Origin of the sequence: Sphingomonas sp. CFBP 8760, from assembly GCF_014841615.1 — a bacterium.
GTDB lineage: Bacteria > Pseudomonadota > Alphaproteobacteria > Sphingomonadales > Sphingomonadaceae > Sphingomonas.
The window spans coordinates 94,517-108,079 of the sequence record NZ_JACYUG010000008.1 but is presented as its reverse complement, the minus strand read 5'-3'; the positions used below and the strand labels follow the sequence as shown (position 1 = coordinate 108,079).

Annotated in this window: 12 protein-coding genes; 4 read left to right on the top strand and 8 right to left on the bottom strand. The window is 68.3% G+C overall.

What is annotated here, in order from left to right; translation table 11 throughout:
• The 3 genes from IFT82_RS11850 to IFT82_RS11840 all read right to left on the bottom strand — a co-directional run bounded on the left by IFT82_RS11850 (position 1) and on the right by IFT82_RS11840 (position 4,784).
• Positions 1-726, bottom strand: a complete 726-nt coding sequence (locus IFT82_RS11850) for a hypothetical protein (RefSeq protein WP_244646708.1) — start codon at positions 724-726, stop codon at positions 1-3.
• Between the two features lie 187 nt (positions 727-913).
• Positions 914-4,375 (bottom strand): transcription-repair coupling factor, encoded by a 3,462-nt coding sequence (gene mfd / locus IFT82_RS11845; RefSeq protein ID WP_192126941.1) that lies wholly within the window; start codon positions 4,373-4,375, stop codon positions 914-916.
• Between the two features lie 142 nt (positions 4,376-4,517).
• Positions 4,518-4,784 (bottom strand): FAD assembly factor SdhE, encoded by a 267-nt coding sequence (locus IFT82_RS11840; RefSeq protein ID WP_192127059.1) that lies wholly within the window; start codon positions 4,782-4,784, stop codon positions 4,518-4,520.
• Positions 4,785-4,859: 75 nt separating this feature from the next.
• Between IFT82_RS11840 and recG the strand changes: the two genes are divergently transcribed.
• Positions 4,860-6,908 carry an ATP-dependent DNA helicase RecG gene (recG, locus tag IFT82_RS11835; protein ID WP_192126940.1) on the top strand — a complete coding sequence of 683 codons (2,049 nt, stop codon included), beginning with the start codon at positions 4,860-4,862 and terminating at the stop codon, positions 6,906-6,908.
• Here the strand turns inward: recG and IFT82_RS11830 are convergent.
• Complete coding sequence (locus IFT82_RS11830) at positions 6,900-7,226, bottom strand: PilZ domain-containing protein (RefSeq protein ID WP_192126939.1); 327 nt, start codon at positions 7,224-7,226, stop codon at positions 6,900-6,902. The two genes, recG and IFT82_RS11830, sit on opposite strands and share 9 nt — an antisense overlap.
• Positions 7,227-7,372: 146 nt before the next feature.
• On the opposite strand from IFT82_RS11830, the gene IFT82_RS11825 reads away from it, so the two are divergent.
• On the top strand, positions 7,373-7,864 hold the full coding sequence (locus IFT82_RS11825; RefSeq protein ID WP_192126937.1) for an STAS/SEC14 domain-containing protein: 492 nt from the start codon (positions 7,373-7,375) through the stop codon (positions 7,862-7,864).
• Here the strand turns inward: IFT82_RS11825 and tyrS are convergent.
• From tyrS to serS, 4 genes are all read right to left on the bottom strand, one after another.
• Positions 7,794-9,017 carry a tyrosine--tRNA ligase gene (gene tyrS, locus IFT82_RS11820; RefSeq protein WP_192126935.1) on the bottom strand — a complete coding sequence of 408 codons (1,224 nt, stop codon included), beginning with the start codon at positions 9,015-9,017 and terminating at the stop codon, positions 7,794-7,796. The genes IFT82_RS11825 and tyrS overlap by 71 nt on opposite strands.
• 166 nt (positions 9,018-9,183) lie before the next feature.
• Positions 9,184-10,257, bottom strand: coding sequence for a M23 family metallopeptidase (locus tag IFT82_RS11815; RefSeq protein WP_244646707.1), 1,074 nt, complete (start codon positions 10,255-10,257; stop codon positions 9,184-9,186).
• Position 10,258: 1 nt separating this feature from the next.
• Positions 10,259-11,023: a 5'/3'-nucleotidase SurE gene (surE, locus tag IFT82_RS11810; RefSeq protein ID WP_192126933.1), complete on the bottom strand. Its 765-nt coding sequence runs from the start codon at positions 11,021-11,023 to the stop codon at positions 10,259-10,261.
• On the bottom strand, positions 11,023-12,303 hold the full coding sequence (gene serS, locus IFT82_RS11805) for a serine--tRNA ligase (protein ID WP_192126931.1): 1,281 nt from the start codon (positions 12,301-12,303) through the stop codon (positions 11,023-11,025). Before serS ends, surE begins: the two co-directional genes overlap by 1 nt.
• Positions 12,304-12,396: 93 nt before the next feature.
• Here serS and IFT82_RS11800 point away from each other — a divergent pair, with 93 nt between their 5' ends.
• Both IFT82_RS11800 and dksA read left to right on the top strand, forming a co-directional pair.
• Complete coding sequence (locus IFT82_RS11800) at positions 12,397-12,837, top strand: host attachment family protein (RefSeq protein ID WP_192126929.1); 441 nt, start codon at positions 12,397-12,399, stop codon at positions 12,835-12,837.
• Positions 12,838-13,044: 207 nt separating this feature from the next.
• Positions 13,045-13,503, top strand: coding sequence for an RNA polymerase-binding protein DksA (gene dksA, locus IFT82_RS11795; RefSeq protein WP_192126927.1), 459 nt, complete (start codon positions 13,045-13,047; stop codon positions 13,501-13,503).
• Positions 13,504-13,563: the final 60 nt, after the last annotated feature.

Here is a 13,563-nt window from a genome sequence, read left to right as displayed (position 1 = left end):
TCACCGGCCGGGCGGTGTTCCGGGAGGCCGCGCCGCGGGAAACGGTGGAAAGGCCAGCGGCGCCACCGTCTCGCCCGCCGCGCCGGCCGTCACCGCGCGATAGACGGTCAGGCCGAACGGGCTGAACGCGACGATGCCGATCGCGAGCTGCAACGCCGCGATCGTGCCTGCACCCCACCACCATGCGCGGTGGATCGTGCCGTACCGCCTGATGTCCGCGATCATGCCCGCGATCGGCAACAGCATCACGCACAGGGTCACGCCCCATGCCGCGAACGGGATCAGCAGCGGCATCGGCAGCAGCCGCCCGAATGCCGGCCCGGTCAGGATCGCCATCCCGCACAGCATCAACCGGCGATGCCAGTCGGTCCGCCGCCGCAGCCGGATCGCCACCGCCGTCAATGCGCCGAAACCCAGCACGGTCAACCAGTTCATGACCAGGAAATAGCCGGGCTGGAAGAAGAACGGCGTCCTTCCCTGACGAACCATCATTGCGGTCATGTACAGGCCCAGTATCACCACCGCGACGGCCCAGCCGGCCCCGATCCAGCCCAGTCGCCGATGCACCGCCACCGATCCCCGCCCGACCAGATGGTTCTGGACGACATATAATATCGTCCATCCCATGAAGACGACGGCATGGATATGCAGCATCGGCGGTGACCGAAAACTCGATCGCCCCATCAGCCATTGCATGCCGAAACCGGCAACGATGATCCCGGCCATGATATACGCCGTGATCACGAAGAATCGGTGATCGGATGTTCGCGTTCTATCGTAAATAGTTGCCATGCCGCCCCCCGGTCTTGACGGGGCGATGCTATCCTACCCCCACCGGGGAGTCGATCGCGGGATCATCATCAAAAGACGGGGATCGCCATCGCCCGATCCACGGCGGGGTGGCGACCGACCGTCAGGCCATCGCCTTCGCCAGCCCCTTCGACAGTTGCAGCGCGCCGTGCAGCCGCGACTTCGCATCGGGCCAGGCGCGTTGCAGCACCAGCTTCGAATCCGGCCGCAGCTTGGCGACGCCGCCCAGCCGGTCGACATAGGCGATCAGCCCGCCGACATTGGGCGGCTTGTCGTCGTGGAACGACACCAGCACGCCCTTCGCGCCGACATCCATCTTGGCGATGCACGCCTTCTTGGCGTTCAACTTGATCTCGATGACGCGGATCAGGTTCTCGGTCGCATCGGGCAGCGCGCCGAACCGGTCAATCATCTCGGCGGCGAACGCCTCCACCTCGCGCGCGTCCGCCACGTCGTTCAGGCGGCGGTACAGCCCCATCCGCAGGTCGAGATCGGGGACGTAATCCTCCGGGATCAGGATCGGCGCGTCGACGGTGATCTGTGGCGAGAAATCGCGCGGCCGGGTGGCGAAACCGCCCGCCTTGGCGTCCATGATCGCCTCTTCCAGCATCGACTGGTAGAGTTCGTAGCCGACCTCCTTGATATGCCCCGACTGTTCGTCGCCCAGCAGGTTGCCCGCGCCGCGAATGTCCAGATCGTGGCTGGCCAGCTGGAACCCCGCGCCCAGCGTGTCGAGATCGCTCAGCACCTTCAGCCGTTTGTCCGCCGCCTCGGTCATCTGCCGTTCGGGTGGCGTCACCATATAGGCATAGGCCCGCGTCTTCGACCGGCCGACCCGCCCGCGCAACTGGTACAGCTGCGCCAGCCCGAACCGGTCGGCGCGGTTCACGATCATCGTGTTGGCGGACGGGATATCCAGCCCGCTCTCGATGATGGTGGTCGACACCAGCACCTCGAACCGTTTCTCGTAGAAGGCGCTCATCCGCTCCTCCACCTCCGACGCGCTCATCTGGCCATGCGCGATGACGTAGCGGATCTCCGGCACCTCGTTGCGCAGGAATTCCTCGATATCGGGCAGATCGGCGACGCGCGGCGTGACCATGAAGCTCTGTCCACCGCGATAATGTTCGCGCAGCAACGCCTCGCGCAGCACCACCGGGTCCCACGGCATCACATAGGTGCGCACCGCCAGCCGGTCGACCGGCGGCGTCTGGATGACGGACAGTTCGCGCAGGCCCGACATCGCCATCTGCAACGTGCGCGGGATCGGCGTCGCGGTCAGCGTCAGCATATGCACGTCCGCCTTCAGCGCCTTCAGCCGTTCCTTGTGGGTCACGCCGAACCGCTGTTCCTCGTCGACGATGACCAGGCCGAGCCGCTTGAACTCGACATTCTTCGCCAGCAGGGCGTGGGTGCCGATCACCACGTCCAGATCGCCCGACGCGGTGCCCTCCTTGGTGGCTTTCGTCTCCGCCGTGCCGACCAGCCGGCTGATCCGGCCGATCTTGATCGGGAAGCCCTCGAACCGGGCGGAGAAATTGTTGTAATGCTGGCGGGCGAGCAGCGTCGTCGGACACACGATCGCCACCTGCATCCCGCCCATCGCCGCCACGAAGGCGGCACGCAACGCCACCTCGGTCTTGCCGAAGCCGACATCGCCGACGATCAGCCGGTCCATCGGCTTGCCCGCCGCCAGATCGCCCAGCACGTCGTCGATCGCCCGGTCCTGATCGTCGGTGGGATCGTAGGGGAAGCGGTCGACGAACGCCGGATAGCCGCTGGCATCGGGTTCCGCGACCTCGCCCGGGCGCAGCGCGCGTTCCGCCGCCACCGCGATCAGCTCGCCGGCGATCTCGCGGATGCGTTCCTTCATCCGCGACTTGCGCCGCTGCCACGCCTCGCCGCCGAGACGATCAAGCGCGGCGCCGTCCTCACCCGATCCGTAGCGGGTCAGCACCTCCAGATTCTCGACCGGCACGTACAGCTTGTCGCCACCGGCATAGGACAGCGCGACGCAATCGTGCGGGCTCTTGCCGACGGGAATCGAGGTCAGCCCCTCGTACCGGCCGATGCCGTGGTCGCTGTGGACCACCAGATCGCCGGGGGACAGCGTCGCCAGTTCGGCGAGGAAGGCATCGGCGGATTTCTTGCGCTTGTTCCGCCGGATCAGCCGGTCGCCCAGCATGTCCTGTTCGGTCAGCACCGCCACGCCCGGCGCGGTAAAGCCATGGTCCAGCGGCAGCACGACCAGCCCGACACCGAAGCTCTTGGTGGTGTCGGCGATGCCCAGCGCCTCCGGCCAGGTCTCCGCGTGCTTGCCGCCCTTCAGCCCGTGGTCTTTCAGCAGGCTGCCCAGCCGGTCGCGCGCGCCCGCCGAATAGCTGGCGAGGATCGGCTTGCGCCCGTCGCGACGCAGCTTCTCGATATGCGCGACGACCGCTTCGTAGACATTGCTCTGCGCCGCCCGCTCCGCGCCGAAATCGCGCGGGCCGTCGACGCCGAAATCCAGCACCCGGCTCGATTCTGGTTCGTGGAACGGCGTCGTCAGATGCGCGGTCGCCCCCGCGATCCCGTCCGTCCAGGCATCGAGGTCGAGGTACAGCGCCTTGGCGGGCAGCGGCCGGTAACTGCCCGGCTGCGCGGCCTCGGCGCGCTTGCGGTTCTCGTAATAGTCGGCGATCGCCTCGAACCGGCCTTCCGCGGCGGCGGCGGCGGAGGCATCGCGGATCACCACCGCCTCACCGATATGGTCGAACAGCGTCGCCAGCTTTTCCTCGAACAGCGGCAGCCAATGCTCCATGCCCGCCTGCCGCCGCCCGTCCGACACCGCCTGGTACAGCGGATCGCCCGTCGCGGTCGCGCCGAACGCCTCGCGATAGCGGGTGCGGAACCGCTTGATCGATTCGGCATCCAGCAGCGCCTCCGACGCCGGCAGCAGCGTAAAGCCGTCGATCCGCCCCGTCGTCCGCTGGTCGGCGGCGTCGAAGGTCCGCACGCTCTCGATCTCGTCACCGAAGAAATCGAGCCGCAGCGCGTGTTCCTCGCCCGACGGATACAGGTCGACCAGCCCGCCGCGCACCGCATATTCGCCGTGATCGTGGACCGTCTCGGTCCGGACATAGCCATTGGCCTGCAACAATGTCGCCAGATCGTCGCGCCCGATCCGCTCGCCCGGTGCCAGCGTCGCGACCAGTTGCCGGATGCGGAACGGCGTCAGCACCCGCTGCGTCGCCGCATTGGCGGTGGTCAGCACCAGTTGCGGACCCTTGGCCTTCCCCTGCAACCGGTACAGCGCCGCCACCCGCTCCGCCATCACACGCAGCGTCGGCGAGGCGCGGTCATAGGGCAGGCAGTCCCAGGCCGGGAACGTCACCACCTCCAGTTCCGGCGCGAAGAACGGCGCGGTCGACGCTATCGCCCGCATCGCCGCATCGTCGGGCGCGACGAACACCACTCGCCCGGCGGCCCGCGCCAGATCGGCCAGCAGCGACGGCTGGAACCCGGTCGGCACCCCCGCCAGCGTCAGCGGCGCCTTGGCCGTCAGGATCGATTTCAGATCGGGCATCGGGTTCTTTCTTCGTCCTGACGGGGTTTCACCGCACAACTTGCTTGCTTCCCCGGCGGAGGTCGGGGCCCAGTTGGGATGGCTTCGGTGAAGTGCTTACTACCCTCACCCAACTGGACCCCGGCCTTCGCCGGGGAGAAGATCACTCCGGCAACGGCACGAAATCCAGCGACCGCATCGTCTGCATCATCGCCGTGTCCCATTCGGGCGGGCAGGGGATCGATCCGATCGCCCAGCCCATGATATCGACGTCCTGTTCCTCCAGCAGCGCCTCGAACCAGTCGAGATCGGCGGCGGACCAGTTGGCATGGTGCGCGTCGAAGAATCCGCCGATCATCAGGTCGGCCTCGCGCGTGCCGCGGTGCCACGCGCGGAAATAGGTGCGCTTCAGGCGTATGTCGTGATCCATCGCGCCAAACTCCAACGGGATATGGCCGGCGGACGCTGGCGGCGGCCGTCGGCTGGTGTATGCGGTCATGTAGTCATGCGTCCCGATATCCTCAATCCGCTGTTCGCCGAGATCACCGCGCTCAAGGGCGTCGGCCCTGCGCTCGCCCGCCCGCTCGACCGGCTGGGGCTGCGCCGGGTGATCGACATCGCCTTCCATCTGCCGACCGGCTGGGTCGACCGGGTGCCGCGCACCGAACTGATGGCGTCCGATGCCGGCCGCATCATCGCGATCCCCCTGACGCCGCAGAGCATCCGCGACGGCAACGGCCGCACGCCGACCCGGGTGCAGGCGGCGGACGCGCACGGCAACATCGTCAGCCTCGTCTATTTCGGCGGCCATCCCGGCTGGGCGAAGAAGCTGCTGCCGATCGGCGAGACCAAACTCGTGTCGGGGCGGCTCGACCAATATGGGCAGGACCTCCAGATCGTCCATCCCGACCTCGCCGATCCCGGCGACCCCTTGCGCGAACGCGAGCCGATCTATCCGCTGTCGGAAGGCGTCACCTCCCGCCGGCTCGCCGGGTTCATCGAACAGGCGATCGCCCGTACCCCCGATCTGCCCGAATGGATCGAGCCGACGCTGAAGGCGAAGCGCGACTGGCCCGACTGGCGCGCCGCGCTGGAACGCATCCACGCCGACCCCGCCGATGCGAAGGCACGCGAACGCCTCGCCTATGACGAGGTGTTCGCCAGCCAACTCGCGATGACTTTGGTCCGCGCCGACACCCGCAAGCGCAAGGGGCGCGCGCTCACCGGCGACGGCCGCCTGCGCGACCTGCTGCGCCTGCCCTATACCCCCACCGGCGCGCAGACCCGCACCGTCGCGGAGATCGCAGGCGATCTGGCGCAGGAGGCACCCATGCTCCGCCTGCTGCAGGGCGATGTCGGATCGGGCAAGACGCTGGTCGCCGCGATGGCGCTGCTGATCGCGATCGAGGCGGGGGCGCAGGGCGCGTTGCTCGCCCCCACCGAAATCCTCGCGCGCCAGCATTATGATTCGCTACGCCGAACCCTGTCCGGCCTGCCGATCGAGATCGGCGTGCTGACCGGCCGCGACAAGGGCCGCGCGCGCGAGGCGACGTTGATGGCGCTGGCCGACGGATCGATCGACCTGCTGGTCGGCACCCACGCGATCTTTCAGGAGGCGGTCCGCTACCGCGACCTCGCGCTGGTGGTGGTCGACGAACAGCACCGTTTCGGCGTCGCGCAGCGGATGCTGCTGCAGGAAAAGGGCCGCAGCCCGCACCTGCTGGCGATGACCGCGACGCCGATCCCGCGCACGCTGACGCTGGCGCAATATGGCGACATGGACGTCAGCCGCCTCGACGAGATGCCGCCCGGCCGCGAACCGATCGAAACCCGCGTCCTGTCGGAGGACCGGCTGGACGAGGTGGTGAACGCGCTCGGCCGGCATCTGTCCGAAGGGGGGCAGGCGTACTGGGTCTGCCCGCTGGTCGAGGAGAGCGAGAAATCCGATCTCGCCGCCGCCGAAGCGCGGGCGGAGGCGCTCACGGCGCGGTTCGGCGAACGGGTCGGCCTGATCCACGGCCGCATGAAGCCGGCGGAGAAGGACGCGGTGATGGAGGCGTTCGCGGGGGCGCGCACCGGCGTGCTGGTCGCGACGACGGTGATCGAGGTCGGGGTCGACGTGCCCAACGCCACGCTGATCGTGATCGAACATGCCGACCGCTTCGGCCTGGCCCAGCTTCATCAGTTGCGCGGGCGGGTCGGGCGCGGCGGCGGTCGGTCGATCTGCCTGTTGCTGCGCGGCAATGCGCTCAGCGAGACGTCGCGCGCCCGCCTTGCCCTGATGCGCGAATCGAACGACGGCTTCCGGCTGGCGGAGGAGGATCTGCGCCTGCGCGGCGGCGGCGAGATGCTCGGCACCCGCCAGTCGGGGGAGGCGGGCTTCCGCCTCGCCACGCCGGAGATGCTGCCGGACCTGCTGCAATGCGCGCACGACGATGCGCGGCTGTTGATCGACCGGGACGGTGGCCTGTCGGGGCCGCGCGGACAGGCGGCACGGGTGGCGTTGTACCTGTTCGAACGCGACGCGGGCGTCGCGCTGTTGCGATCAGGCTGACGGCGCCGTCATGCCCCGCATCATGATCTGGAGCATCAGGATGTAGTCGGTGGGGTCGATCGGCCGCAACAGCCGACAACCGATCCGCCCGCCCAGCGACCAGCGGACCTCCGCCTCCAGCGCGCCGATCACCGGCATGTGGATCGCCAGCAGATCGCCCGCCTCGTGCGGTGCCTCGCTGCGCGCCATGAAGCCGCGGGGCGAGATGTTGACGACCACCACCGGCAGTTCCGCGCCGTTCACCTGCGCCGCGCGGGTGCGGTGCAGCACGGGCTGCCGCGGCTCGCGCCGATCATCTTCCGGTAATCGTTGCGCCAAGCCCGTCCCGTCCTATCTTCGCGCGCCGACGTTATCATGACGGTGCGATCCGAACCGGTCCTATCGGATCGCGCATTGATAAAGGGTTAGGACGGCACGCGCCCGCATCGGGCCGGTATCGCGACGGGATAAACGGATCGGCAACATTGCCGGGCTATTCGGTGATGATGACCGCGACCTTCTCCATCACGGCCGATGTGCCCCGTGATCTGATCTGCCTGACGATGGCCGGATTCTTTACGGTCGATGATATCGCGCGCTTCGTCGCAGAGCGTGACCGCGCCCATATGCAGTTGCGCTGCCTGCCGAACCGCCACCTCACGCTGGTCGACATCCGCGGCATGGTCATCCAGTCGCAGGAAAGCGTCGACCGGTTCCAGGCGATGCTGGTCAATCCGGCCACCCGGTCGCGGCGGATCGCCTTCGTCGTCGCGCGGTCGCTGGCGCGGATGCAGATCAAGCGGGCGGCCGCCAGTCGCGACGCCGCCTATTTCATGACGATCGAGGAAGCGACGGCGTGGCTGCTGGACGATGGCCTGCTTCCGGCCGATCATTCCGTCCTGCCGGTTATGCCCGCACCAGCAGCCCGTGATGCTTCTTGCCCGCTGACACCTTCACCGGCGCCGCATCGACGGTGATCGTCGCGGCCTCGTCGCTCACCTTCTCGCCGGCCACCCGCGCGCCGCCGCCCGCGATCAGCCGCCGTGCCTCGCCACGCGACTTGGCGAACCCCAGCCCGACCAGCGCATCGACCAGCGCCACTTCGCCCGTCACCGCGAACCGGGGCAGGGCATCGCCGCCCTGACCTTCCTCGAAGGTGCGACGCGCGGTGTCCGCCGCCTCGTCGGCTGCGGCGCGCCCCCGGCACATCGCGGTCGCCTCGGTGGCGAGAATCTTCTTCGCCTCGTTGATCTGCGCGCCCGGCAGGGCCTCCAGCCGACGGATCTCGTCCAGTGGCAGGTCGGTGAACAGGCGCAGGAACCGGCCGACGTCGCGGTCGTCGGTGTTGCGCCAGAACTGCCAGTAATCGAAATGCGGCAACTGGTCCTCGTGCAGCCAGATCGCACCCGCCATCGTCTTGCCCATCTTGCCGCCGTCGGCGGTCGTGATCAGCGGGGTGGTGATCCCGAACACCTCGGTCCCGTCCATCCGCCGCGCCAGTTCGATGCCGTTGACGATATTGCCCCACTGGTCGCTGCCGCCCATCTGCAACCGGCACCCGGCGCGACGCGAAAGCTCCATGAAATCATAGGCTTGCAGGATCATGTAGTTGAATTCGAGGAAACTGAGCGACTGTTCCCGGTCCAGCCGCAGCTTCACCGAATCGAACGACAGCATCCGGTTGACCGAGAAATGCTGCCCCACCTCGCGCAGGAACGGGATATATTCCAGCGCGTCGAGCCACTCGGCATTGTCCAGCATCACCGCATCGGTCGGCCCGTCCCCGAACGTCAGGAACCGTTCGAAGATGCGCCGGATCGACGCGACATTGGCGGCGATCCCGTCCTCGCCCAGCAGCTTGCGCGCCTCGTCCTTGAAACTGGGATCGCCGATCTTGCCGGTGCCGCCACCCATCAGCACGATCGGCTTGTGGCCGCTCTGCTGCAACCGCCGCAGCAGCATGATCTGGACGAGGCTGCCAACATGCAGCGACGGCGCGGTCGGATCGAACCCGATATAGCCGGGCACCACGCCCTTCACGGCCAGCGCGTCGAGCGCGACCGCATCGGTCATCTGATGGATATAGCCGCGCTGCGACAGGAGGGTGAGAAGCTCGGACCGGTAGGACATGCCCGCCGGTTAGCAAGCCGCACGGCTCCCGTCACTGTCCTACAGGCGCGTCTCGTGCCATGTAGCTGCCTCGTGGATGGCGAAAGGGAGCGACCGCGGGCCGCACCCCTGTAGGATAGGACTTTCGTGACTTTCCGGCGTGACTTTCCGCCGCCCCGGCCGGTCGTCAGCGCTGTGGCAACTGCGTCTGCGGATCGACCGGGGTCCGGCCCTTGCGCAGTTCGAAATGCAGTTCCGGCCGGTCGGCGAAGCCGGTATCGCCCGACAGCGCCACCGCCTGTCCGCGCTTCACGCTCTGCCCCCGGCTGACCAGCAGGCGCGAGGCATGGCCATAGACGCTGGTCCAGCCGCCGCCATGCTTGACGATCACCAGGCCGCCCAGCGCCGCGATCCCGTCGCCGGCATAGGCGACGACGCCGTCCGCCACCGACCCCACCGGGGTGCCGATCGGCACCGCGATCTTGATCCCGTCGTTGCGCTCGCCGCTGGCGCCCGGCCCGAACCGCTTCACCACGCGCCCCTGCACCGGCCACACGAAACCGCCGCCCGCCAGCCTGACCGGCGGCGCCACCGCCGCGCTCGACGGCAATGGCCGGGTCGGGCGGGATACGGGGCGGGTCGGGGCCTGATTCGCCGCCAGCGCCGGCTCGCCCCCGGTCAGGATGCTGTCCACGTCGAGCCGGAACGCCGCCGCCCGTTCCGCCGCCCGACTGGGGCCGGCCGGCTCGTCACCGGGGATCAGCACGCGCTGTCCCGCATTCAGCAGATACGGTTCGGCCAGCGCGTTGGCGGTCACGATGCGTGGCCATGGCACGCCGTAGGCGCGGGCGATGGCGATGCCGCTCTGGCCGGGGCGGACGAGGTGATAGCGCCCGGCCGGCACCGTCAGCCGCTGTCCCACCCGGATCACATAAGGGGGGGCGATGCCGTTGGCCCGCGCGATCGCGTCGACGCTTGCGCCGGTCCGTTCCGCCACCGCGCGCAATCCCTCGCCACGGCGGACGGTGACGGTGGATTCGGGCACCTCCTGCGCATCCGCCGCGACCGGGCGCGTCTCCCACGATGGCCGGGCGGGGCGGGGGGCGGGCACGTCGACCACGCCGCGCGCGGGGCGATCGTCGTCGAGGGGGGCGGGCGGCTCCTGACCGGCAGGTCCGATGGGGCGGGGCGGCGGATCGACAGCGGGAATGCAGCCGGCCAGCGCCAGCGCCATTCCCACCCCGATCGCCGCTGCCCGCATCTTATCCGTAGGCCCGGGCCAGCATCGCCAGCGACGCCTCGTGCGTCAGGTCGAGGTGCAGCGGCGTGACCGCGACATAGCCGTCCGATACCGCCGCCAGATCGGTATCCGGCGCGGCCACCTGTTCCATCTGCCCCAGGGCGAACCAGTGATAGTCGTAGCCGCGCGGATCCGTGTTGGTCACGATCCGCAGCCGCCCGTAATCGCGCAGGCCCTGTGCCACCACCTTCACCCCCTTCACCCGGTCCGCCGGCACGGCGGGGAAGTTGACGTTGACCAGCGACCGGGGGGCCAGCGGTGCCGCGATCAGCGGGCGCAGCACCCGCTCGCCCCATGCCTCCGCGACCGAGAAGGGCACGGCATCGCCCATCCCCTCGCGGCTGTAGACCTGGCTGAGCGCGATCGAGCGGATGCCCGCCAGCGCCCCCTCCATCGCGGCGGAGACGGTGCCCGAATAGGTCACGTCTTCCGCCAGATTGGCCCCGCGGTTGACGCCCGACAGGATCAGGTCGGGCGGCGTATCCTTCATGATCTTGGCCACCGCCATCATCACCGCGTCGGTCGGCGTGCCGGATACGGCAAAGCGCTTCTCCCCGAACCGGCGCACGCGCAGCGGCCGGGTCAGCGTCAGCGAATGGCCCGCCCCCGACTGTTCCTCGGCCGGCGCGACGACCCAGACATCATCGGAAAAGGCCGCCGCGATCCGCTCCGCCACCGTCAGGCCCGGCGCATGATAGCCATCGTCGTTGGTGACCAGGATACGCATCAGCGCGGCCGCTCCAGCATCGTCAGCCCGCCCAGATAGGGCTGGAGCACCGTCGGCACCGCGACCGACCCGTCCTCCTGCTGGTAATTCTCGATCACCGCCACCAGCGTGCGGCCGACCGCCAGGCCCGAGCCGTTCAGCGTATGCACGAACTGCGGCTTGCCGCCGTCTGTACGGAATCGGGCATTCATCCGCCGTGCCTGGAAATCGGTGCAGGTCGAGCAGCTGGAAATCTCGCGATACCGGCCCTGACCCGGCAACCACACTTCGAGATCATAGGTGCGCGCGGCGGAGAACCCCATGTCGCCGGTGCACAGCAGCATCCGGCGATAGGGCAGGCCCAGCGCCTCCAGCGCGCCTTCGGCCACGCCGGTCATCCGCTCATGCTCGTCGTCGGAGGCATCGGGGGTGACGATGGACACCATCTCCACCTTGTCGAACTGGTGCTGGCGGATCAGCCCGCGCGTATCCCGCCCCGCCGCGCCGGCTTCCGACCGGAAACAGGGGGTCAGCGCGGCGAAACGCAGCGGCAACTCGCCATCCGCCAGTACCCGCTCGCGCACCATGTTGGTCAGCGATACCTCGGCGGTCGGGATCAGCCAGCGGTCGTCGGTGGTGCGGAACAGATCCTCGGCGAATTTGGGCAACTGCCCGGTGCCGAACAACGCTTCCTCGCGGACCAGCACCGGCGGCGCGACCTCTTCATACCCGTATTCGGCCACCAGCCGGTCGAGCATGAACTGGCCCAGCGCGCGGTTCAGCCGCGCGACCGGGCCGCGCAGCAGCGTGAAGCGGGCACCGGCGATCGCGATCCCCGTTTCGAAATCCATCCCCAGCGCCGGGCCGATCGCGTCGTGTTCGCGAATGTCGGTAAAGGCGAAACCGGGTTTCTCGCCGCGTTCGTGGACCAGCCGGTTGCCGTCCTCGTCACCCCCCTCGGGCACGTCGTGGGCGGGCAGGTTGGGGATCGCGGCGAGGGCGGCATCCAGTTCCGCCGCGATCGTCCGCTCGTCCTGCTCCAGTTCCGGCAGCCGCGCCTTCAGGGCCGCCACCTCGGCCATCAACGCCGTGGCCCGCGCCTCGTCCTTCGCGGCCTTGGCCTGGCCGATCTGCTTCGACAGGTCGTTGCGGCGGGTCTGTGCGTCCTGCGCGGCGGCGATCGTCGTGCGTCGACGTTCGTCCAGCGCGATCAGGTCGACGGATCGGGGGGGAAGCCCGCGCCGGGCGAGCCCGGCGTCGAAGGCTGCGGGATTCTCGCGGATCAGGCGGATGTCGTGCATGGCGATGGGCTATGGCGGCAGGGGCGGGGCGGCGCAACCCGTGCCGCGGGCGGCGCGTTATCCCCGCAGCAACCACCATGAAGGAGACATCCCTTGCAGCTTCCCCATGACGCCGTCGTCCTCGTCGCCGATGGCCGCAAGATGCTGTTCCTCCGCAACGAAGGGGATGCCCAGAACCCCAATCTGGTCGTCGAACATGCCGAGGAGCAGGCGAACCCCGCCGATCGCGAACAGACGACGGACGACGCCGGCCGGGCATCGTCGCCGCAGGGCGCCTCGCAGAGTTCGATGGGCCGGGCCGACGCGCACCAGATCGAGGAGGATCGCTTCGCCGCCAGTGCCGCCGACCTGCTGAAGCGCCGTGCGCTCGGCAACGAATTCGAACGACTGATCGTGATCGCGCCGCCCCGGACGCTCGGCGAACTGCGCAAGCATTATCACAAGGCAGTCAGCGATCGCATCACCGGCGAACTGGCGAAGGACCTGACCGGGCATCCCGTGCCCGATATCGAAAAGGCGATCGCCGACGCCTGATCGCCTGGTTCCGTACCGCGACGGCAGTCGAATCCATCACGGGAAAAGCCTGACGTGATATCGACGCAACATTCCATCCTAAACGGTACGGAACGGCAGGGCTGTCGCTTGTGACGCGGGTTTTGTGCCTCTATAGGCCCAGCATCATAAGGGGGCGGCTCAGGCGATACGGAACCAACCGTGCCACCGGGCCCTAGGGAGAACGATATGGCGACGGTTCTTGATCGCGCAGACGTCCTTTCCACTGGCCGACGGGCGGCCAATGACGATGGCTACCGGCCGTCGCCCGATGAGCCGTTCATGAACCCGCGGCAGCAGGCCTATTTCCGCAACAAGCTGATCGACTGGAAGGAAGCCATCCTGCTGGAAGCGCAGGGCACGCTGTCGCAGCTTCAACTCGACTCACTGCGCGAATCGGACCTGACCGACCGGGCGTCGAGCGAAACCGACTGGTCGATCGAACTGCGCACCCGCGATCGCCAGCGCAAACTCATCAGCAAGATCGACGCTGCGGTTCGCCGCATCGAAGAGGGCGAATACGGATATTGCGAAGTCAGCGGCGAGCCGATCAGCCTCGCCCGGCTGGAAGCCCGACCGATCGCGACGATGACGGTCGAGGCGCAGGAACGCCACGAACGCCACGAAAAGATCTCACGCGACGAATAGGGCCTGCCGCCCATATCCCTCAGGGCATGTTTCCGGTATGTTAAATCTTTGACGCGATGT